This window comes from Paenirhizobium selenitireducens ATCC BAA-1503 (assembly GCF_000518785.1).
Lineage (GTDB): Bacteria > Pseudomonadota > Alphaproteobacteria > Rhizobiales > Rhizobiaceae > Allorhizobium > Allorhizobium selenitireducens.
The window spans coordinates 112,952-134,616 of sequence record NZ_JAEG01000010.1 but is presented as its reverse complement, the minus strand read 5'-3'; the positions used below and the strand labels follow the sequence as shown (position 1 = coordinate 134,616).

20 protein-coding genes and 3 pseudogenes are annotated in these 21,665 nt (G+C 58.3%); 13 read left to right on the top strand and 10 right to left on the bottom strand.

What is annotated here, in order from left to right; translation table 11 throughout:
* Nucleotides 1–17 precede the first annotated feature (17 nt).
* Both L867_RS0115465 and lysA read right to left on the bottom strand, forming a co-directional pair.
* Nucleotides 18–1,604, bottom strand: a complete 1,587-nt coding sequence (locus L867_RS0115465) for an ABC transporter substrate-binding protein (RefSeq protein WP_028737722.1) — start codon at nt 1,602–1,604, stop codon at nt 18–20.
* Between the two features lie 130 nt (nt 1,605–1,734).
* Nucleotides 1,735–3,066 (bottom strand): diaminopimelate decarboxylase, encoded by a 1,332-nt coding sequence (lysA, locus tag L867_RS25470; protein WP_051439021.1) that lies wholly within the window; start codon nt 3,064–3,066, stop codon nt 1,735–1,737.
* A 217-nt stretch (nt 3,067–3,283) separates the two neighbouring features.
* Here lysA and L867_RS0115455 point away from each other — a divergent pair, with 217 nt between their 5' ends.
* Nucleotides 3,284–4,207, top strand: a complete 924-nt coding sequence (locus tag L867_RS0115455; protein ID WP_028737721.1) for a LysR family transcriptional regulator — start codon at nt 3,284–3,286, stop codon at nt 4,205–4,207.
* 389 nt (nt 4,208–4,596) lie between these two features.
* Here the strand turns inward: L867_RS0115455 and L867_RS28005 are convergent.
* Nucleotides 4,597–4,695: pseudogene (locus L867_RS28005) on the bottom strand (integrase); the annotation flags it as partial.
* Between L867_RS28005 and L867_RS26970 the strand changes: the two are divergent.
* Nucleotides 4,683–4,895: pseudogene (locus L867_RS26970) on the top strand (DDE-type integrase/transposase/recombinase); the annotation flags it as partial. The pseudogenes L867_RS28005 and L867_RS26970 overlap by 13 nt on opposite strands.
* A 53-nt stretch (nt 4,896–4,948) precedes the next feature.
* Nucleotides 4,949–5,251 (top strand): annotated as a pseudogene (locus tag L867_RS28000) (histidine/lysine/arginine/ornithine ABC transporter ATP-binding protein); the annotation flags it as partial.
* Between the two features lie 279 nt (nt 5,252–5,530).
* On the opposite strand, the gene L867_RS0115435 reads toward L867_RS28000, so the two are convergent.
* A complete protein-coding gene (locus L867_RS0115435; RefSeq protein ID WP_146086542.1) occupies nt 5,531–6,061 on the bottom strand; it encodes a hypothetical protein in 531 nt (176 codons plus the stop codon).
* A 450-nt stretch (nt 6,062–6,511) separates the two neighbouring features.
* Here L867_RS0115435 and L867_RS25460 point away from each other — a divergent pair, with 450 nt between their 5' ends.
* Entirely contained in the window at nt 6,512–7,606 is a 1,095-nt protein-coding gene (locus L867_RS25460) for a phosphoribosyltransferase-like protein (protein WP_037173558.1), read from the top strand.
* Between the two features lie 8 nt (nt 7,607–7,614).
* The gene (locus tag L867_RS0115425; protein WP_028737719.1) at nt 7,615–8,301 is read left to right on the top strand and encodes a hypothetical protein; all 687 of its coding nucleotides are present in this window, start codon (nt 7,615–7,617) and stop codon (nt 8,299–8,301) included.
* A 20-nt stretch (nt 8,302–8,321) separates the two neighbouring features.
* Here L867_RS0115425 and L867_RS0115420 read toward each other — a convergent pair whose 3' ends face one another.
* Nucleotides 8,322–8,858, bottom strand: coding sequence for a MepB family protein (locus tag L867_RS0115420; protein ID WP_104367952.1), 537 nt, complete (start codon nt 8,856–8,858; stop codon nt 8,322–8,324).
* Between the two features lie 47 nt (nt 8,859–8,905).
* On the bottom strand, nt 8,906–9,457 hold the full coding sequence (locus L867_RS0115415; RefSeq protein WP_028737717.1) for a recombinase family protein: 552 nt from the start codon (nt 9,455–9,457) through the stop codon (nt 8,906–8,908).
* Between the two features lie 165 nt (nt 9,458–9,622).
* On the opposite strand from L867_RS0115415, the gene L867_RS0115410 reads away from it, so the two are divergent.
* Nucleotides 9,623–12,589 (top strand): Tn3 family transposase, encoded by a 2,967-nt coding sequence (locus tag L867_RS0115410; protein ID WP_028737716.1) that lies wholly within the window; start codon nt 9,623–9,625, stop codon nt 12,587–12,589.
* A gap of 195 nt (nt 12,590–12,784) precedes the next feature.
* The gene (locus L867_RS25455) at nt 12,785–13,348 is read left to right on the top strand and encodes a substrate-binding domain-containing protein (RefSeq protein WP_084638578.1); all 564 of its coding nucleotides are present in this window, start codon (nt 12,785–12,787) and stop codon (nt 13,346–13,348) included.
* 154 nt (nt 13,349–13,502) lie between these two features.
* Here the strand turns inward: L867_RS25455 and L867_RS25450 are convergent, their stop codons facing one another.
* Nucleotides 13,503–14,399 carry an alpha/beta hydrolase gene (locus L867_RS25450; RefSeq protein ID WP_051439018.1) on the bottom strand — a complete coding sequence of 299 codons (897 nt, stop codon included), beginning with the start codon at nt 14,397–14,399 and terminating at the stop codon, nt 13,503–13,505.
* A 98-nt stretch (nt 14,400–14,497) separates the two neighbouring features.
* On the opposite strand from L867_RS25450, the gene L867_RS0115395 reads away from it, so the two are divergent.
* On the top strand, nt 14,498–15,361 hold the full coding sequence (locus L867_RS0115395) for a LysR family transcriptional regulator (protein WP_028737715.1): 864 nt from the start codon (nt 14,498–14,500) through the stop codon (nt 15,359–15,361).
* Nucleotides 15,362–15,480: 119 nt separating this feature from the next.
* On the opposite strand, the gene L867_RS0115390 is transcribed toward L867_RS0115395, so the two are convergent.
* On the bottom strand, nt 15,481–16,380 hold the full coding sequence (locus tag L867_RS0115390; protein ID WP_028737714.1) for an AraC family transcriptional regulator: 900 nt from the start codon (nt 16,378–16,380) through the stop codon (nt 15,481–15,483).
* A gap of 170 nt (nt 16,381–16,550) precedes the next feature.
* Here L867_RS0115390 and L867_RS0115385 point away from each other — a divergent pair, with 170 nt between their 5' ends.
* From L867_RS0115385 to L867_RS27455, 4 genes are all read left to right on the top strand, one after another.
* Nucleotides 16,551–17,309 (top strand): SDR family NAD(P)-dependent oxidoreductase, encoded by a 759-nt coding sequence (locus L867_RS0115385; RefSeq protein ID WP_028737713.1) that lies wholly within the window; start codon nt 16,551–16,553, stop codon nt 17,307–17,309.
* 23 nt (nt 17,310–17,332) lie between these two features.
* Nucleotides 17,333–18,007 (top strand): glutathione S-transferase family protein, encoded by a 675-nt coding sequence (locus tag L867_RS0115380; RefSeq protein WP_028737712.1) that lies wholly within the window; start codon nt 17,333–17,335, stop codon nt 18,005–18,007.
* Nucleotides 18,008–18,035: 28 nt separating this feature from the next.
* Nucleotides 18,036–18,632, top strand: coding sequence for an isochorismatase family cysteine hydrolase (locus L867_RS0115375; RefSeq protein ID WP_028737711.1), 597 nt, complete (start codon nt 18,036–18,038; stop codon nt 18,630–18,632).
* Nucleotides 18,633–18,705: 73 nt separating this feature from the next.
* Nucleotides 18,706–18,927, top strand: coding sequence for a hypothetical protein (locus L867_RS27455; RefSeq protein WP_146086543.1), 222 nt, complete (start codon nt 18,706–18,708; stop codon nt 18,925–18,927).
* 395 nt (nt 18,928–19,322) lie between these two features.
* Here the strand turns inward: L867_RS27455 and L867_RS0115370 are convergent, their stop codons facing one another.
* Complete coding sequence (locus tag L867_RS0115370) at nt 19,323–20,135, bottom strand: oxidoreductase (protein WP_028737710.1); 813 nt, start codon at nt 20,133–20,135, stop codon at nt 19,323–19,325.
* Between the two features lie 253 nt (nt 20,136–20,388).
* On the opposite strand from L867_RS0115370, the gene L867_RS0115365 reads away from it, so the two are divergent.
* On the top strand, nt 20,389–20,874 hold the full coding sequence (locus L867_RS0115365; protein WP_051439017.1) for a PaaI family thioesterase: 486 nt from the start codon (nt 20,389–20,391) through the stop codon (nt 20,872–20,874).
* Nucleotides 20,875–20,929: 55 nt separating this feature from the next.
* Here L867_RS0115365 and L867_RS26495 read toward each other — a convergent pair whose 3' ends face one another.
* Nucleotides 20,930–21,661 (bottom strand): TetR/AcrR family transcriptional regulator, encoded by a 732-nt coding sequence (locus L867_RS26495; RefSeq protein ID WP_051439016.1) that lies wholly within the window; start codon nt 21,659–21,661, stop codon nt 20,930–20,932.
* Between the last annotated feature and the right edge of the window lie 4 nt (nt 21,662–21,665).

Here is a 21,665-nt window from a genome sequence, read left to right as displayed (position 1 = left end):
CCGCCGCGCAATAGGTCTTACTCGACTTCCATCTCGTAGTAGCTCATGTCGCTCCAGCCGTTCCACGGAACGGTGAAGTTCTTCACCCGCGGCTGAACGACATAGGTGTGATCGAGGCTGAACAGCGGTACCCAGGCCGCATCTTCCTGCACGATCTTCTCGTTCATCTTCTGGTAGAGGGCGCAACGTTCTTCTGCATTGGTCATCGTGCGCGCCTTGTCGAGCGCTGCGAAGACTTCCGGATCGTTGTTGTTGTAGCCGCGCACAGCCGTGCCGCTCTTGGAGAAGAAGGTGTAGAAGAAGTTGTCCGGATCGTTGAAGTCGGCCGACCAGGTCTGCGTATAGTTGTCGACGGTGCCCGCCTTGCGGGCGTCGAAATAAGCAGACTCGTCCATCATCTTGATCTGGGCGTTGAAGCCGGACGCCTTGATCTGGGCCTGGATGATTTGGTTCATGTCAGACCACTTCGACGACCAGCTGCTGACCTGAGTAAGGTTGATGTCGACACCATCCGGATAGCCGGCCTCGGCCAGAAGCTGCTTGGCCTTTTCCGGATTGTACTCGATCGGGGTCGCCGGAGCATAGCAGGTCACGCCGCGCGGCATGACGCCGTTTTCGATCATGCCCTTGCCGTAGAAGTTCTTCTCGAGGATTTCCTGGCGGTTAATTGCCATCTGGAAGGCCTTGCGAACGCGGACGTCGTCGAAGGGCTTCAGCGCCTGATTGATGTGGTAGTAATAGATGCCGACGCGCGGGCCGGACCGGATCTGATCCTTCCACTTGTCGCTGGCGAGGAAGTAGGGCAGCTGCGTCGTGGCGTAGTCGACGTCGAAGACGTCAAGCTCGTCGGATTCGAACAGCATGCGCAGGGTTTCGGCGTCGGCCACGACGCGAACCACGATCCGGTCCAGCTTCGGCCGGTCCTTGTAGTAGTTCTCGTTGGCTTCCATCACCTGGCTGTCATTCAGGTTGTATTCCGTGAGAATGAACGGGCCGGTGCCGTTGGTCGTCTCCGGCGACAGGCCGAACTGGTCGCCGAGCGGTTCGGTGAACTTGCGATTGAAGATCGAGGCCTGCGGGCTCGCCATCAGCGCGATGAACGCGGCATAGGGCTCCTTGAGGACGATCTTGACGGTGTAATCGTCGACGGCCTGCAGACCGCGGACGGTCGCGGCGGTTCCGTCCAGACGCTCGCTGGCGCCATCAATGAAATCAAGGATGTCGGTGCCGAGCGCCTTGGTCTTCGGGTCCAGCATACGGTCGAAAGTGAAGACGACGTCGTCGGCCTTCAGCTCTTCGCCATTGTGGAACAGCACGCCCTTGCGCAGGTGGAAGGTGTAGGTCTTGCCGTCTTCTGACACGTCCCAGCTCTCGGCGAGGCCGGGCGTGAGCTTGGACTGGCCGGGGCCGCTGGTTTCGGCTTCGACGAGCCGGTCGAAGATGTTGAGCGGGAGGGTGTAGGCGTCAGAGGTCTTCTGGACGTCTGCCGTCTTCGGATCTTCGGTATAGGCGATCCGCAGCGTGTGGTCGGCGGCGAGTGCCGGCGACATCAGGGTCAGGCCGAGAAGACCGGTCGTGACCAGGAGTTTCAGTTTATCGAGCATTCAGTTCTCCTTCTTCTTTGTTCGTTCCCCAGTTCGCAGATGAGGGCGCCTTGCTTGCCCGCCTCTGCGCCCGTTCCGGACCGGAACGGTTCACGGCCCGCCCTTGTCTGGGGCAGGCCGTGCAAGATGTTCAGCCGGCAGCCTTACGCGCCGGGGCAGAACCGCTCTGCCAATCACCGGCGTCTTCCAGCTCCAGCATTTCGCGAATGCTCTGCCGGCGGCGGATGGTGCGGAAGTGATCGCCATCCACCAGGATCTCGGCGACGAGATCGCGCGAATTGTAGGTTGATGCCATCGAGGCGCCGTAAGCCCCGGCACAGTCGAACGTCAGGAGATCGCCGGCCTTCAGCTCGCCAAGCCCCTCATAGGCGCCGAAATCATCCGAGCTTTCGCAGATCGGCCCGACGATCCTGTAGCGAGGCGATGCAGCCGCCCCTTTCACCTGGTGAAACGGCAGAACGGGATGCTTGGCATCGTAGAGCGCGGGGCGCATGAGGTCGTTCATGCCCGCGTCGACGATGGCGATGGGACCGTCCTGACCGTCCTTGAGGTAGAGCAGTTCGGTCACCAGCAGACCGGCGCGACCAACCAGCCAGCGGCCAGGCTCGACGGTCAGATGACAGCCGAGATTTCCGACGGTCTCGGCGATGATCGCGGCATATTCGGCGATATCCGGCCCCGGATTGTCGCCGACGGCTATGCCGATGCCGCCGCCGAGATCGAGCCGCGGAACCTCAAGGCCATGTTGGCGAAGCGCCGTCACGAGCTCCGCCATGGAGGCGAAGGCGCGGCGAAAGGGAGAGAGATCCTGGACCTGCGAGCCGATATGCACAGCGAGCCCCTGCACGTCGAGTTCCGGCCGTGCGGCGGCTTTTGCGTAGAGTTCGGGAATGTCGTCGATCGCGATGCCGAATTTGCTATCCTTCGTGGCCGTGGTGATCTTGGCATGGGTCTTGGCGTCGACATCCGGATTGACGCGCAGCGCAATGGTGGCGCGCGTGCCGAGCGCCCGGGCAATCTCTGCGATCACCTCGATCTCGGCAGCGGATTCGACATTGATCTGGTGAATGCCGGTTTCGAGAGCGTGGGCGATTTCGGCCCGCGTCTTGCCGACGCCGGAAAAGATGATCCGCGACGACGGCGCGCCGGCGGCCAGCGCCCGTTCCAGTTCGCCGCCCGACACGATGTCCATGCCACAGCCGAGTTCCGACAGCAGTCTGAGCACCGCGATGTTGCTGTTCGCCTTCACCGCAAAACAGATGGAAACGCCGATGGGGCGAAGGGCATCGGAAAGAACGAAATAAGCCCAGCGCATCGCCTCTGCCGAGTAGCAGTAAAACGGGGTCGGAACCTCTCTGGTGATGTCGTTGAGACAGAGGTTTTCCACATGGAGTTCGCCGGCGCGGTAGTGAAACCATTCCTGTTGGTTTGGCTTAATCTTCCTGGGGTTTGATATTGCCATATTGTCGTGTCATCCCATCACGAATGTCGGCCTGTCTGACCGGCGGACGGGTAAGTGATTTCAGATATCGTCATGCTTGAGAAATAAATACTGGCGCCGGCTTATTCAGAATTGATATATGAAAAAGGACGTATACTGATATTTATCAGTTCCGCACGGGAGGCGATCGGATGAGAGCGGGATCCCGGCTGCGGGCTGCGAAAGGAAGGGCCGGGGCATGCGTCTCAACCAGCGCCAGATCGAGGTCTTCAACGCGGTCATGGTCAACAAGAGCGTGACCGCGGCAGCGGCCGCCCTTGGGACATCGCAGCCGACTATCAGTCGCGAATTGCGGGAGGTGGAGCAGCGGATCGGGTTTGATCTGTTCCTGCGTTTCGGCAAGCGTCTGACGCCGACCAACCAGGCATTGCTGCTGCATGAAGTGGTGCGCCGGTCCTTCGTCGGCATGGACGAGATCAGCCGCGCGGCTTCCGCGATCCGCACCTACAGCGCCGCGAACTTCCGGATCGCCACCATTCCGGCCTTCGCCGAATCGATCATGCCCCGCGTCGCGCAGCGGCTGCAGAAGAGCCGCACGGCTGTGCATCTCTCCCTCCACTCGCTGGAAGAGCTTTCCCTGCAGCACGAGGTATCGACCACCGTCTTCGATCTCGGCGTCACCGAGGGACGGTTCGAACAGCAGGGCGTCATCAGCCAGCATACCGAGGTCGGCGAACTGGTCTGCGTACTGCCGATCGGCCACCCTCTTGCCGGAAAAAAGGTCCTGCAGCCGGAGGATTTCAACAACGAGCCCTTCGTCTACTTCTCCCAGGACGACCCCTACAGGCGAAAGCTGGACGATATCTTCTTCGAGGCAGGGATCATCCGCAGCTACGCGGTGGAAACGACGACGGCGGCCAGCGTCTGCTCCATGGTTTCCGCCGGGCTCGGCGTCTCGATCATCAATCCGCTGACCGCCGAAAACCACATCGGCAAGGGTGTCGTGCTTCGTCGGCTCGGTGTGAGCGTTCCCTATTCGGTGGTCGTCTGGCGCCCGGCCAAGAGCAGCCGCTCACGGCTGGCGGAACGCGTCATTGCCACGCTTGCCGACGTCGCCGCCGAAATGCGCCGGACGCTGCAGGCGGAGTTGGACAAAGTATAGATACAGAACGTCCGGCATTCCCTTGAGAGAGAGGAAAAGGAAGAGAAGGAGCATCCGCCCTCTTTCACGTACGAAGGGGTAACCTACCTGTCGCTGCTCGCGTCCGCCTTCCGCAACTACACCAATTGCTCACAGGATGATCTGTTCCTCGACGGCGTTCATGCGATCCTCGAGGGTATCAAGTCGCATAAAACTGCTGTTTCTTGATCATAGCGCTACGGCAATTTGAAAGGATGCGAACTCGCGAGCGAGGTTCACATGGCAACTTTCAAATATGTCTCAGGGCAACTGAACGAACGAGATGCGGGCGCAAAGCAGATCGAATCTTGGGAGGCCCTGTCACAGCAAAAGCGAGCGGCCCCACCGCCTGCATGCAGGGCCGCCTCCCTTTATATCTCAGTTCGCTCGGCCAGTTCCAGTGCATCCTCAATGTCGACGCCGTGATAGCTGACTATGTTCTCAATCTTGGTATGGCCAAGCAGGATCTGGTGACCATTTTCGGGTTAAGAAGAACATGCCCAAGATCGGCGACTTCCAATCCTTCAAAACGGCGCGGCGGACAATCGCCGGATTGGAAGCGATGCTCTGGCTGAAGAAGGGCCTGGGCTTTTCCGACCAGTGGACCATCAACGATCAGAGCGATCTACTGGGGCACCTCTTCGGACTGCAAAAGGTTAACAAAGCATAAGGCCGGCGAGATAGGGGGCATTCTGACTCTGCAGAAAATTTGCAGCAAGCCCGCAGAGAGCGGCAATCGCCCGCGCCCTGGTCATGAAGCCGCGGGTCCTTCTCTTCGACGAGCCTACGTCCGGCCTCGATCCCGAGCTTGTTGGGGAGGTGTTGAAAGTCATGCAAGACTGGTGGCTGAGGGACGGACGATGCTAGTCGTGACCCACGAAATGGCGTTTGCCCGGGACGTATCGAGCCGGATCGTTTTCTTGGAACAAGGTCGGATCAATGATGGAGGCTTGCCGCAGGAGCTGTTTCGAGGCGGCGTCAGCGACGCGCTTCGACCAGTTCATCGCGCGGTTCAACCAGGGTTGAGGAAGGCCCACGGCTGGATAGAGTACTTCGCGCCGCGATACCACTCGCAGCGGGTGGCCAATCCAGATCCATCGCCTTGAACGGACTCGAACCGTCGACCCGCCAATTCCTAATGAGAGCACCATACTGAGTATCCGTAATAATTTCCGTTTCATGGATATAAAACTCAGTGCCGAACGCTGTTGCAATCGGCAAGCTGGCTGGGCACACATCTTACTCCTTTAGCCCAAGATAGCACCGGCGTAGAGCGTCATTCCAACACCAGCCGGAAACTATCCGTCAAGGCTTCACAAAATTTGTAGGATCCGAAAAAAACGCCTCTACCTTGACTTTGGTGAACGCCTTTCCCCCGAACCAATAATACTTAAAGCTCTTCAGCAAGAGTTTGCAGCCAAGCTTGTCGTAATCTTTGATGGCCCTCGGTGCGTAAAGATTGAGGCTGTCGCGGCGAATTTCAGAGCTTGATCCGGTATGAGCAGGTTGAGATGCCTCTATGAGCTCCATGTCCGAGAATTTGCCATCGTGGCTTATCCAATACCGAACACAATCCTTTGGAGCTTGGCCTGCGGGAATTTTGATCGCTCGTGCGCGACGGTTTAGTACCTCCGCCTCGGCCGCAAGTGTTTTGCGGCTGGCGAAGACACCGGTTTCAACCGCCCAGAAGAACCAGTCAGGATCTGAAACTAAAATCTGCGGCAAAGTTTTCGGCTTATCCGACCACTTCCCAAAATTCACTTCATGCCACATGAACACCCCCCAAATTCGATCGCCGACACCTGCATTCTCAGATACAAAAAACATGGTGGCCAACTGATCGTCTCGCAAGTGACCCCGGGCATTTTCTGAGTATTATCCTAACTCAGGGCTATACTAGGAAATAATCAACAAGTGTTTGAGTTCTTATTGCAGATCGTCTCGCTTTTTTTTGCAATGGGCCTCAGCCGGCATTGCTGAAAGTTTTGCTCGCCATCTCCTCGATCCTGATCCTGTTAAGCCTCATTGCACTGGTGACGGGTCGCCAATTGCTCATGCGGTTTTACCCTGTCTTGTAGCGCCGCTTCCGCACCTCTGCGGATTCCGACGCCAATCGCCCCTCGGGCCAATCAAATCGCGTGCGCTTCCTGGTTGCAGAATGTAATGATCATGTAAGTATTCTTGCTGATTCTTGTCTTCATTTCTAGATTTCTGGCCAAGGCGCTCGGGAGGCTTGTTTGGCAAACAGCATGGCATTGAATCTCATCGCTGAGGTGATGGGATGGGATGGGATGGGAAGAGGGTGAGACAAGCCCGGCGAACCGGGAATACGCATGGCTGAAGATGATGTCATCGATCAAATATGACGGCTATGCCGACTTCCGGGCCGGCGTTCGTTTCATCGAAAGCCTCGCCGTCTGGCTGAAGCAATTCGATAAGGCCGACAGACCAACCGCCTACGACTTTTTCAAGCGACGGCTCGTCTACATATCACCTGCTGAGCTGCAATGTCTGATCGAGATCTTTGTGCCAGAAGTCGTCACGCCCCATCTTCGAAAAGTTGTAGCTCAGCAGCTCGGCATCAAGCCCTACGAGGTCTGGAGCACCCGCGAAGGCACGGATGCCTTCAACAAGCGCCTCCGCTCGACACTCTTCGTCGGCATGAGCGATGGCAGCCGCATGGATATTCTTCGCAGAGCAAATGTCGGCAGGTTAAACCAGGAGCAGGTCATCACGACGCTGACCGTCGACGACGAAAAGTGGACAAGTCTCGGCGGCAAACTTCAAAAGGCATCGGGCGTAGCAGCAAAGTTCGACAGCGTTTACCTGATCGAGGACTTCACGGGATCCGGCACCACGTTCATCCGCCAGGAGGAGGATGGCAAATGGGATGGCAAACTTGCAAAATTCAACAAAGCGGTCCGCGTTGCCAGGAAAAACCTGAACGACAAATTTCCACTCGCTGAAAACTTCGCTCTTCATATCCACCATTATATCTCGACCGACCAGGCGCGAACGAGTCTCGACGAGCGCATCGCATTCGCGCGCGACAATTGGGAGGACAAGGTGTTCGGGAGCGTTTCGGTCAGTGAAGGCATCCGGTTGCCTGCAAACCTCAAGCTTGAACGAGACACCGACGCAGGGATCCTCGATCTGTGTGACCGCTACCATGATCCAGGGCTCGACAAGCGGCTGGAAGAACACCTCAACGCCGCCAAGAAATCAACGATCAAGCTCGGCTATGCGGATTGCGCTCTTCCCCTGATCATGGATCACAACACGCCGAATAACAGCATTCCGTTGCTCTGGGCCGAGACTGAAGCGGAGCGCGGTCACCATTCCATGCAACCACTCTTTCGACGCCGAGACCGTCACGGATAGACCTGGACATGAACCCTTTCCTCCGCCGAGCGACTGAATATATCCGTGATACAACCGCGTTTCTTGCGATTACCAGCCCGGAGCCCATCAAAACGTTCATCGCCAACCACCGACGGGTGAACGATCTCCTGGATTTTCCCGTGCGGGTTATCGGAAGCCCCGGAACCGGAAAGACCATGATGGCTTCGTTGGTGGAATTTCGCCTGATCGAGTCCATTCTTCAGGACCAGAGCAGTCAAGGTAATCGGGCTTTGGCTGCTGCCCTGAGCGCTGCCCGGTTCGCCGACGGGGAAAAGCCACTCGTTGCCGCGATCCGCATCCCGATGGAATCCGAATACAGGGAGTTTTGGGAACTGCCCTACGAGCCGGCGGTGAAAACCAAACTCGTCCTATCGCTCATCCAGGCGCGGGCAATCCTGGGGCTGATCCGGACCCTGACAGCCAACAAGCAGCGCGAGATCGATGACATTCGCTTCATCACCCGGCCGGAAGCGGAGGCCCAGCTCATCCAGATCGGCGGCGACGAAAGCAAAGAAATCCGCGAAAGAGCCCGCGAGGTCGAGACTCTCGTTTACAATATCGGGGCCAGCCTCCTTCCGCCGGCACTGAGCGACATTCCCGACGAAGTTCAAAAGCCCTACCAGGCGTCACGACACGAAAGTATCCAATCTGTCCGACATTTGAGAACAGAGTGAGAACTCCATTTCTGAAGGCGTTAGATTTGAAAGAGTTTTCGTACCAACTCCGATGATTCAGCAGTTCCATCTGCCGCGAGAGGTAGAAAGTGTTGCGTCTGCCATTGCTGTGTTCGTATCGCGTCTTTCGCCGTTGGGGTGCTCCACGGCGGATACACACGAATTGCTCTCTTTCCACCCTTGCCGTTGCGCGACATGATGCCCTTTGCGAGCAGGATCTTTTGGTTGAAGATGAACTGCCCGCGATGGACTGCGCCAGCGACACTGATCACAACGAATTGCACGTCGTCCGTGATATCGAGCGGAGCGATTTCACCGTCCGGCGTCGGCCGTTTCCAGATTGTCACGAACTGGCCGATCTTGGTCGGCGTCGTTTTGGCGACCCGGAAAGCTACGGTATAACCGTCGAGACCAACGCGGCAAGCTCCGTACTCCGCGCTTTCGGCCTCGGGTTGCGCTGGATGCGTTACCTTCATTCCGGTGGGTGCGTACACATCTCGGATGGCGTCATTCAACTGCCCCTGGAAAGAGTTCATCATGCCATTGCTTGAATTCATGGGATTCCTATTCGGTATTGGCATGCTCGCCGGGGCGGACAATTCGGCTACTCAGCTTTAAGTGCTTCGTAGAGCGCTGTCTTGCCAATTTTCAGGCGCGCTGCGGCTTCTCGTACGTTAAGGCCTGCCGCCAGATGCTGGCGAGCTTTGGCAAGTTTCTCAGATGTTACGACAGCCTGGCGGCCGCCGCGCCGGCCGCGTTCCTCCGCGGCTTGCAGCCCAGCGCGCGTTCTCTCCCGGATCAGGTCGCGCTCGAACTGCGCGAGTGCCCCGAATAGGTGGAACACCAGACGACCGCCCGATGTCGTGGTGTCGATATTCTCGGTGATGGAGCGGAAGCCGACTCCTTTTGCTTCCAGCTCAGTGACGATCTCGATCAGGTGCTTCATTGATCGGCCGAGACGGTCGAGCTTCCAGACCGTCAGCGTATCGCCGTCACGTGAATAGCGGATAGCATCCGTCAGACCGGGCCGATCGGTCTTTACACCTGACGCCTTGTCCTCGAACAGCTTCTCGCAGCCTGCCTTCCGCAAGGCATCGAGCTGCAGCGCCGTGTCCTGTTCTCCGGTCGAGACCCTTGCATAGCCGATCGCAGTCATGAGGTGCGACTTGTCCGTTTTCTGGTTCAATGCGGACAATGTCCGATTTGCCGTTAAATGGCAATGTTTGCGGACAAAACTTGTGGACGCCGCCAAACGGTCGTTTGTCGGACAGGCATTTTCCAGTTCGCTGCATTTTCATCAACTTTACTGGGATATCGAGGCATGGCGCGAAGGGTAATATTGAGCGAAACATGGTGGCAGCAGGCGACAACCATTCCGGAAGACGAAAGGGAGGTTGCCAAACACTACACGCTGGACCGATCCGACCTCGATCTCATCATGCGACAGAACAAGGCTTCGAACCGGTTGGGTCTTGCCTGTGTCCTGGCCACGCTGCGGTATCCGGGACGACCACTTGCGGATGGCGAGGTTCTGCCGCTCGGCGTCCTCCGGTTTCTGGCAAGGCAGATCGGTGTCGATCATCGCGAGATCGATCGCTACTTCGAGCGGCCGCAGACGCGGCGCGAACATCTCATTCTGCTTTTCGATCGAATGCAGATTCGGCCATTTGCCCCATCTGATGTGCGAGTGTTGACCGGTTGGCTGACACCGGCGGCTCAAACAGTACGCCAAGCCGACAAATTGGCGGACATGGTGGTTGAGGAGTTGCGGCGTCGGAGAATTCTCCTGCCTCCGCGATCGGCGCTTGAAGCCATCATTCATGTGGCAATCCGGCGCGGCGTTCGTATCGCCCACCGGGCTTTGGCTGGAGGGCTATCCGAGGGTCAGAAGCTCGATCTCGACAAGCTTCTCGATCCGCGTGAAGAGACGAGCGTGACCGTCCTTGCCTGGGCGAGAACGCCTGCATTGTCACCAGCAGCCGCCAACCTCGATAGAATTGCCGAGCGAATTCGCTTTCTGCGGTCGCTGAATCTGTCTGCGACTTTGATGGAGCGGGTTCCGGTCAAGGTCTTTGACGAATTTACCGCGGAGGGCATGCGTATGAGCGCACAGCATCTGCGCGATCTCACCCCCGAACGCCGGCACGCTGTCCTGGCCGCGACGGTGTTGCATCTTTCCCGTCACCTGACCGACTGCGCCATCGACATGTTCAAGAAGATCATGGGCATCCTGACCCGGCGCGCCGACAATCGGGCGGCCGCTCGTGTGACGCGGTCAGTTCGGGAGGTGCAGAAACCGCTGAAGGATGTATCCAAAGTCTGCCACGCGATCATCGAGGCGAGGGAGAAAGGCGAGGACATCGCCGGCGCGATCGAGAGGGCCATTCATTGGCCTGCCTTCACGCTTAGTGTCGAGGCAGTCTATACGCTGATTGCCCCTGATGTCATCGATGGCAAAGTCGACATGCTCCAGCGCTATCCGACAATCCGGAAACTTGCGCCGCAGTTTCTTTCCACCCTCGTCTTCCGCGGCCACGCCGTGGCGGCAAATCTGTTGCGGGCACTATCCGTGGTCACTGATCTCTATCGTGCCGGCAAAAGGGCGATACCGGACAAAGCCCCAATTTCGTTCGCTCCGAAAGGTTGGGTGCCACTGATCCTGCAGGACGGCAAGGTCGATCGCAGGGCCTATGAACTTTGCCTGTTCAGCGAATTAAAGCGCCGGCTCGATGCGGGCGATGTCTGGGTGGAGGGCGCCAAACGCTTCCAGTCTTTCGAAAGCTTTCTCATTCCCGCGCCCACGTTCGAGCTGATGCGTGAGGAAGGGCCGCTTCCGATCGCCGTTGATACCGACGTCGAGACGTATCTCCGTCAGCAGCGCCGGGTCCTGAACGAGGGACTAGCGGATCTCTCCCGTTTGGCTGCCGCCGGTGAACTCGACGATGTCGAATTGACCGGAGCAGGCTTCAGCGTCACGCCGCACAAGGCGTTGTTTCCGGACATCGCGAAGTCGCTGAAGGCAAAGGTTGAAAGCCGCCTGCCTGCGATCCGCATCACGGATCTGCTGCTGGAGGTGGACGCCCGCACCGGATTTTCCAACGCTTTCACTCATCTACGCAGCGGTCGGCCAGCCGACAATAAGCTTGCCCTTCTCACCACGATCCTGGCCGACGGTATAAATCTCGGCCTCACCAGAATGGCGGATGTTTCTCCCGGTATCACGATGCGCCAGCTTGCCTGGGCACATGACTGGCACATCCGGGAGGACGGTTACGCCGCAGCGCACGCAATTCTCGTCAATGCCCAGAGGCAATTGCCGCTCGCAAGCCTATGGGGTGATGGCACGACCTCGTCGTCGGACGGCCAATACTTCCCGGCTGGGGGGCACGCCGAGGCGATCGGTGACCTCAATGCCCGCTATGGTCCCAATCCAGGCGCCAAATTCTATCGCTTCACGTCCGATCAGTACGGCGCATTCTATATCGTTGCCATGAACGCCAATGCGAGCGAGGCAATCTACGTCCTCGACGGACTGCTCTATCATGGCAGCGATCTCGCCATAGAGACCCACTATGTCGATACGGGTGGGGTCAGCGATATGAGTTTCGCCCTTTGCCATCTCGTCGGCTTCCAGCTTGTGCCCCGGCTGCGGGGCCTCAAGGATCGAAAGCTCTACCTATTTCCCGGTGACACGCCCCCAGCGAACCTTACATCTCTAGTCGGAGAGCCCATCAACGTCGAGCGTATCAAGGCAAATTGGGATGACATCCTTCGCCTCGTCACGACGATCCGTTCCGGCCAGGTCCGACCCTCGACCCTGCTCGCCAAGCTGTCGGCATTCCCACGCCAGAACGGCTTGGCGCTTGCGCTCCGCGATCTCGGCCGCATCAACCGGTCGATTTTCCTGCCCCAGTGGTGGCAGAACCCGGAGATGCGCCGAAACGCAACCGCTGGCCTCAACAAGAGCGAGGCTCAGAACACACTTGCTCGGGCACTGTTCTTCAACCGTCTCGGAGAATTGCGCGACCGAACCTTCGAGAGCCAGTTCTATCGGGCATCCGGACTGAACCTGCTGATCAACGCCATCGTCTACTGGAACACGCTATATCTCGAACCGGCGTTCGCCGCCCTCAATCGCGAGGGCATTCCGACGCCGCCTGACGTCTTAAAGCACATTACCCCACTCGGCTGGCAACACATCAGCCTCACCGGCGACTACATCTGGACACTGACGGACGGTGCTGATCTCAGGCCGTTGCGGCAGGAAACTTCCATCCTTGCAGCGTGATCCCCCTATGTTCTCAAATGTCGGACAGATCCACCACTCTCGTGTCGTGACGCCAATACGCTCGACCGTGATGATGCCAGTCATGCACTCCTGAACGCGAGCCAACGGCGAGTGGACGCCGTGATCCTGATCGGTCTGCAGTTCGATGACGAGGTGCTTTAGGCTGCTGCACACGCTCGCAAATTCCGCGAGCTAATCATCTTTGCCAGAACGTCTGAACGTCCCAATACGATCTCGATTGCCGTCGACGACGTAAGGGCGATGAATGACATGGCAGAATACATCCATGCCAAAGGCTACAGGCGGCCGCTCTTTGTCGCGGGTCCACAGAACTATTCTGCCCATCTCCTGCGGAAAGAGACCTTCTTCTCTTACTGGCACTTAAACACGGGACGCGAGCCGGGCTTGGTCACCGTGAGTACCTACGACCCCGCACTGGCAAGACGGGTTGTCGCCGAAACGCTGCAGAATTGTGCCCGGGAAGATCTGCCAGATGTACTCGTGTGTGAGAATGATGCGCTCGCGATGGGAGCGGCCGACGCAGTCCGATATTCGCTGGGTCTATCGGTACCTGGAGACATCGCCATCACCGGGTTTGACGACGTTCCGCAGGCTGACAATCCAAATTATCGCATCACGACATACCGGCAGCCACTCTCCGAAATGGTTGACTATCTGGTTGAGGTTCTCGCTCACCCCGACAAGCAGGACCGGGACCGTCTTTTCCTCGGGTCCCTCGTCGTCAGAGAAAGCGCCTAAGCTGCTTCACCTGAAATCATGACCACTCTTTCCAGGAGAGTCGCCGAGTAGGTACTGCCCATCTTGGGGAAGATGGGCAGCCAAAGCGTAGCTAGGGTTAAGAGGGTCACCACGCTCTGTTTTCTGGCTGGCGTATCACACCCTTGCATGGGACCTAGCCGATATGTTCGTCCAGGAAGCCCACAGACAGCGCCAGGGCCTCTTTTGCGGCATTGAGGCTGGCGAGGTTTAACGGGAAAACATGCGTCATGCCTTCCCACACATGCACTTCAACTTTCGAGCCACTGACTGCGACAGCGTCTCCTATGGCGATCGCCTCGTCGCGCAGCATTTCAGCGGTACCGACATGAACCATCATCGGCGGCAGCGTGCTGAAGGACCCGTAACGGGGGGAAATCCGCGCATCCGTCCGGCTATGAGCTCCCGCATAGAGTTCTGCGGCGGAATCCAGTGCAGAACGCAGCAGGATCGGATCGTCGACTGCAGCGTCCGAAATGCTCGGAGCGCTGAGCGTAAGATCGACCCAGGGAGAGAGAAGGAGGAGTGCTTCAAGTTTGACGGTCGTCGACTGAGCGGTCGCAAGAGCAAGTCCGCCGCCTGCCGAGTCTCCTGAGATCGCCAAGGTCTTTCGACCGTCAGCGCTCAATTCCTGAACCACGGCCAGTGCCTGGTCAAATGCCGCAGGAAACGGCGCCTCGGGGGCCAACGCGTAGTCGGGCACGAAAGCAGAGATCTTTGCTTGAGCGGCCAAGTGACTGACGAGGTTGAGGTAGGCTCTTGCAGACCCAATAATGTAGCCACCTCCATGGAAGTGGACTAAAGCTTTGTCAGGCTTGGCGTTGGTTGGAATACACCACCAGCCCTCCACGCCAGCAACGGCGCCGGGTTCGAAACTGACCCCTTCGGCAGGCGGCGTCATGGAAACGAAATCGTCATAGCCACTGCGAGCTTCAGGGACGATTTCAATTTTCGGCAACGTGGCCAGGTAAGCCCGCATGCCCTCCATCACGTTTGCATCAGATGGATCTAGCTTGTGAATGATGTTTGCCATGCTCGACACTCCTTCGTTTCTAGGAAGAAGATACGGCGCCATGTCAGCCTGTTGGAGCGGGCATTGCCATACCGGGGTGTTTCAAATATGAAACGCTTATGGACTTGAACGCACTTAAAGACTTCATGCTGGTGGCCAAGCATGGAGGTCTCGGCGCGGCCAGCAGAGCATCAGGTAAACCGAAGGCAACTTTGTCTCGGCAGGTTTCACGGCTGGAAGACGACTTGAGGGTTCGCCTTGTCGAGCGTGGTTCCAATGCGTGGCGTCTTACGGAAGACGGGCATCTCCTCGCCACGCGAAGCGCCGATATTTTGGCGGAGCTTGAAGATCTCGGAACTGCAATTTCAGGCGGCGACCGCCTTCCCTCGGGCATTCTCCGCGTCAGCGCTCCTTTGTTGTTCTCCCAGCTTCACTTGGGGCAGATCGGTGCGGCCTTCTGCAAGCGTTATCCTGATGTCCAGCTCGAGGTGCACTCTGACAATCGCTTCGTCGACCTGATCGATGAAGGATTTGATGTCGTCATAAGAGGCAACCCGCCAATTGAGCAAGAACTCGTCGGCAGACGTTTCCTGACGGATGACCTTGTCATTGTCGCATCACCAGACAAAATGACTTGGTCGCAAACAGGTGAGATTCCGGCCATTGTCCTGACCGGCTTCAAGGGAAACCCCCAGTGGAGACTCGCACGGCGTGAGGACGCTCGCCAACCTCCCATCATTTCTGTTCTGCGCTTGCCGTCTTATCTGATGATCCGGACAGCGGTATTGGCGGGCGCGGGAATAGCCGCTTTGCCACGGTCGATTGTGGAGGAGGATTTGCGCGCCGGCACGTTGACCGATTTGGGCTCTATCGAGGGCGGGCACATAGATTTCTGGATCCTCCACACGGCCAGGCGTCTGGCATCGGCAAAGGTTACAGCTTTCTCGGATTTCGTCGTTGAATGGTTTCGCGCACGGACGTGAAGCGTTCTTCGAGGTCTACGCTTTGCGTGCCGCGACGACCGAACGCGCGCGCACCACTGTCTTTCCATTTTGACCCAATCGCAGCGCCGTCTGCAACTGAGCCTGAAGCGCCCTCCCGACTAGCCGACCATTTGCTCCCCGATTGACTGCCTGAGCTTGCGCATATCGCGGACCGGCGGCGCTCCGAATTGGCGCAGATATTCCCGGCTGAACTGCGAGGCGCTCTCATAGCCGACCGCATAGGCAACGTCACAGGCACTCCGCTCGCCAGCGAGCAGCAACTGACGCGCCTCCTGAAGGCGTAGCTGTTTCTGATATTGGATCGGGCTTAGGCCGGTCAACGCAACGAAATGGCGATGAAGGCTCGCGCGGCTCATGCCGGCGGCATCGCACAGCGCCTCAATTCGAAGTCGGGTATTGCCGTTGTCACGGATCCACTCGACAGCGCGTCGAATTCGACCCAGTGCCCCTTCCGGTTGGGCGATGTGCCGCAATAGGCGGCCCTGCGGACCTTGCAAGAGACGATAGAGCAACTCGCGTTCGGCCATCGGTGCGAGCGCGGGAATGTCCTCAGGCGAGTCCAGCAATGCCAGCAGGCGCAGCAGTGTGTCACGCAGAGGAGCGGTCATCGGGTTGATCGCAATGCCACTGGTGGGCGTTTCGGCATCACGCGTCGCCGGCATCGTCGAGGCGACCTCGGCAAGAAGTGCCGGATCAAGGACCAGCGAGATCGCCACATACGGACTACCGTCGTCAGCGTCGTGGATCTGACCGCTCAAGGGAAGATCGAGTGCGCTGACCAGGTACTGAGATGCATCATACCGCAACAGGTCATCGTGGATCGCAACGTCCTTCGATCCCTGCAATATGAAGCAAATCATTGAGCGATAAAGGCAAGGCGACGTCTCCGACGTCGACTGTCCGACGTTGATTTCGAGGTGCGGTATTGCTGTCTGGGTGATGCCGATCCGCCCATGGCGGAGTGCGAGATCGCGATGCTGTTGAAGGTTGTCTGTCATGCCAAGGAGTATGACACGTTTCCTCAAGCCAGCAAGGGTCTGAGACAATCAGGCAAGAATTTGAGAGCATCAGACGGCGCTTGGACCGCGCCAATCCTTTACCTGTTCTGCACCGGACGGACCGTTCTAAGGCCCGCCTTTCAGAGATCAGACCAGAAGGAACCTAACTCATGTCTCAAAAAATCGTACTCATCACAGGAGCAAGCCGCGGTCTCGGTCGCAGCATGGCTCTGCACCTTGCGAAACGTGGGGTGGGCGTCATCGGCACCTACCGTAACAGTACTGCGGAGGCAGACACGCTGGTGAACGAAATTAATGCCTCAGGCGGCCAAGCCGTGATGCTGGCGCTTGATGTGACCGAGGCGGCAAGCTTTCCCGCCTTTGCTGAGCGCGTGGCGGATACCTTGAAAACGACATTCGGCGTAGAGCGGTTCGACTATCTGGTGAACAACGCGGGCGAAGGCATCTATGCGACTGTCGCTGACGCGACCGAAGCGCAGTTCGACCAAATGGTCGACATGCATATACGGGGCCCGGTGTTCCTGACACAGAAGCTCCTGCCGCTCATCAACGACGGCGGCCGCATCCTAAACGTCTCCTCCGGCTTCGTTCGCGTCACCATGGCAGGCTACGGCCTTTACGCGGCGGCGAAAGCGGCAATCCAGACCCTGACCAAATTCATGGCGGTCGAACTCGGCGAACGCCAGATCCGCGTCAATGCAATCGCGCCCGGCGCAATCGCAACCGACTTCGGCGGTGGCGGCGTGCGCGATGACGAGAACATCAACGCCTATGTCGCCGGCACCATTGCGCTTGGCCGCGTTGGCCAGCCCGATGATATCGGCACAGCAGTGGCCGCAATCCTGTCAGACGATCTGAGCTGGGCCAATGGCACGACATTCGACGTCTCCGGTGGTCAATCGATCTGACGCCTCACCATCGGAGATCTGTCATGACTGAAAATAGCCTCACCCTCATTAGCCATCCCCTTTGCCCGTTTGTCCAACGCGCCTCGATTGTCCTACTTGAGAAAGACGTCGCGTTCGAACGGATCAATGTCGACCTGTCGGCCAAGCCTGAATGGTTTCTGGCACTGTCGCCGACCGGCAAAGTGCCGGTGCTGAAGGTAAGCCAACCGAGCGGAGAAGATGCGATCCTCTTCGAAAGCGTGGTCATCTGCGAATACCTCAACGAGACCCTCAACGGAGCCGAAATGTATCCGCAAGACGCGCTGACCCGGGCTCGGCACCGCGCCTGGATCGAATTTGCGACGCAGACCATGGCTGAAGGCTGGCAGTTTCTCCATGCGAAGGACACCACGACTGCTGATGCCAAGCGCGCCGCGTTCCGTGATCGCCTGGCCAAGCTTGAGGCGGAGTTGGGCGACGGGCCGTACTTTGCCGGAGCTGATTTCGGACTGGTGGATGCTGTCTACGCACCGTTGTTCCGCTACTTCGGGATCATCGACGAGGCCGTATCAGCCAAAGTATTCGACGGCCTGCCACGCGTGACCGCATGGCGCGCCGCGCTCGGCAACCGCCCCAGCGTCAAGGACGCCGTGCTCGACACCTACCCTGAGCTCTTCCGCGAACACCTGCGCCAGCAGGGCGCGATGATCGCCGCCTGACTTTCAACAGTAAACACGGAACAATGACATGACCGAACCAAGCAAAAGTGCCCTCATCCTCATCGAATATGTCAACGACTGGCTCTCGCCGACCGGCGGCATTTATCCGATGTTCCAGGACCGAGGGCAGGTCGATACAGCGATTGCCAATTCGAAGATCATCCTGGAGGAGGCCCGGCGTCGCGGCATGCACGTGATCCATGCCTCGCTGAAATTCGAGCCGACCTACAAGGTCCTTGGCGAGGGCAAGTATGGCCTACGCTCGATGATGCGCACCTACAAATCCTTCCTGGGCGAACAGGCAGACTTCTACCCCGGCTTCGAGCCTGCCGAGGGCGAATTCGTCGTTCGCGAGCGGGGTGGTGGAAGCAGCGTCTTCGTCGGAACGACACTCGACAGCTATCTGCGCAACAACGGCATCTTCGACATCTATCTGGCCGGCTTTTCGCTGCGCCAGTGCGTCGAGTCCACAATGCGCAATGCGCACGACCTCGGCTACCACACGAATGTCATCTACGACGCATCGGCGGGATACACCCGCAAACAGCAGGACGACTTCGTGGCGGAGATCGCTCCATTCTACGCCAACGCGATCACGACGCAGAACTTCTTGACGCAGGCCTGATCAAGCCGCGACCTGGCCCCGAAAAGGGGCCAGGGTTTCGACCCTCGACATTGCGACCGATAGAGATCGCCAGATGACAAATGATCATAGTGGAAAACGCCCGAAGGGAGACATTGCGCAGCTCAGATATACAAAATCTGCGAACGAAGAAGCAGGAATTGCAATACTTGAAGCGATCTATGACACAGTAGCCCTTCGACAAGGTTTCCGAAAGGAGCCTGTATCTGTTGATGAGTTTGACTTCTTCGGCTCCATGGTCAGAGCGAAACGCATATTTGAGAAACGTGAGAAGTGACGATCTCTCCGGGAGAACGGCTGGCGCTGACATAGAATGCACGGGCCACAGCCGGCCTCTCTGTCGAACGATGCCCAGCGCAAGCCGAGCGTATTGAGAACCCTCCACGATGGAGGATCCCCCAGCAGCGCCGCAATCTCGACACGCCCCGTCAGCACGCTGCCAGCGGTTGAGCGTGACCGTCTTTTCCTCGCTCGTTGCCAGGGAAAGCGCTTAGGTCGCGCTGGCCTATCGCTTTAAGACGACGGGAGAGCGTCGCCCAAATGGTACCGCCCATCTTGGGGAAGATGGGCGGCCAGGGCGTAGCTGGGGTGAGAAATGCAACGCCCTGTTTGACGGAGTGGCATAGTCCCTGAGTTCAAGGGCTCGCCAACATTCAGTCGGGTGCGAAGGGTCTAGCCCTTGCCGAAGCCGAAGGTCTTCCGCAGGCTCCTATCGACGGCCTTCGCCGGCATGAAGCGCCGTAGCCGGCTCAAGAGTGTCGCCTGGCTCCCGACCGGTTGGCGCATCTTGTAGGGCCCTTCGATGGCAGCAAGAATCTTGTCCGCGACAATGGTCGGTGACGGAGCAGACTTGATCTGCGCGAGAACGGTCTTCGTGGTCGCCTCAGCCTGGCGTGCGTAAACCCCAAGAGGGGCTTCCGTCGTCGCCGCGTTCACATCCAGATTGGTGTTTGTGAACGTCGGCTCGACGAGAACCACGCGGACATTGAAGTCGCGAACTTCGTGGTCCAGGGACTCAGACAATCCCTCGATCGCATGCTTGCTGCTCGCATAAAGCCCCATGAAGGGGGCCGGCAGGAAGCCAAGGACTGAGCTGATATTGATGATCAGACCGTTCCGGGCATTTCGCATGCTCGGCAGGGCAGCCCGGATCATCCGCAGCGGGCCGAACACGTTCACGTCGAACAGTTTCGCAGCCTCGTTGACCGAGGTGTTCTCGACGGGCCCGACGAGCGAGACACCGGCATTGTTGACAAGCACGTCAATCTTGCCTGTCTCTGCCAGAACCCATGCAATAAAACTTGCGACGGAGTCGTCGCTGGTGACATCCAGTGCTCCAAACCGCACGCCGGGAATCTGCTTGGCCCGGCTGGGGTCGCGCGCACCGCCATATACGCGGTACCCCTTCTGGCCCAGAAGACGGGCGGTTGCCTCGCCGATCCCCGACGACGCGCCTGTAATCACGACTACTTTCTGCTGGGCCATGATGGCCTCCTCTATTCTTCTGCGCCTCGCTTGATCAGCGGCGCTGTTGTCTTGACGAATTCACAATTAGAGTTGCATTGACATCTAATTGTGAATTAGATGTCATTCGAAATATAAAAGGTCAAGGGGCGTTGCAGCGTGTGGTTAAGTTTCCTGCATCTCACATTGGGGCAACCGGCACAGACGCATCGCGGTTGGCAGGACGCGGCTGCGCCAACCTCTAGTTTGGCAGCGAAAGCAAGGAGCGACGCAAATGGATGAACTTTCAACTGCACCGGCAGCGAACAGCCAGAGACCAAATCTGGCGGAGCTCACAGGGCTCGAATTCGTGAGGTTGCTGGCCGAGGGACGACTGCAGCGCCCGCCTATGGCGGAGCTCCTCCCGTTCACGCTCCTGACCCCGGAAGCGGGTGTTGTAACACTCAAGGCCTTTCCCGAAACCCGATTCCTGAACACGCTGCGCACCGTTCACGGAGGGTGGAGCATGACCATGCTCGACACGGCCATGGCGCTCGCCGCACACAGCGTACTGGAACCCGCGCAATTGTGCCCGACGCACGAAACCTCCGTGAAGTTCGTTCGACCAATCCTGGCAGACAGCGGAGAGCTGACGATTGTAGGCAAGGTCATCTCCCGCAGCCGAACTGTCATCACGCTGGATGGCAGGATTGAATCGGCGGATGGCAAGTTGCACGCCCACGGGACATCCACCTGTTTGGTTCAGGGTATGAAAGCCTGAGCCAAAACAGTCGCTTTCAGTTGCTCTCCTGCTGTAGTCGGCTTCGGTGAGCGGGCTACAGCGTCTTTCGCGCAATCGACTCGACGAGCGACTGAACCTGCGTTGCAAGATCCATGGACAGGGCTGCATCTTCGAGTTTCAACAGCTCGGTGAGCCCTGGGTTCACGAACACAATCATCGTTCCAAATATGAATTTGGTGGTTTTGCCAGCATCGTCTGGCACGAATGTCTCATCGGCCTGCCCTCTCGCAACAACGTCTTCAATCAGAGCGCGGACTTGTCGCAGATACTCGATTGCGACATGCCATTGATTGCGAAAAGCCTCGACAAAAAGTTGATGCAGGTGCGGTTCCAAAGCCATCCGCGAGGAGGTCTGTCGGCCCATCTCCAGCAGGAGAACGCGTAGCCGTTCGATGGATGCGTCCTCGTCGAGCAGGATGTCCCGCAGATGGCGGAGTGTTCTGGAGGCCTCCCGTGCACACACCTGCTCTTCCAACGCCTCCTTGGTGCGGAAATAGCGATAGAGGGTGGCGCGACTGGTACCCAATTCCCATGCAATGTTGGCCATCGTCGTCTTCTGATGGCCGAAGCGACGAATGAGCCTTTCCGCCACCTGGAGAATACGCTCTCGCCCCTCGTCGATCTCGTCGATCGTGGTGGCGGCGAACCGTTGCGCCCGTTTGTCGCCCCGAGTTCGCGCGATGCCAGAGCGCTTAAAGGCAAGTGCGTCCCATATCATGTTGGATGACCCAAATAGCCCGGCATCGATCTGTCCCTGATGTCTCATCGTC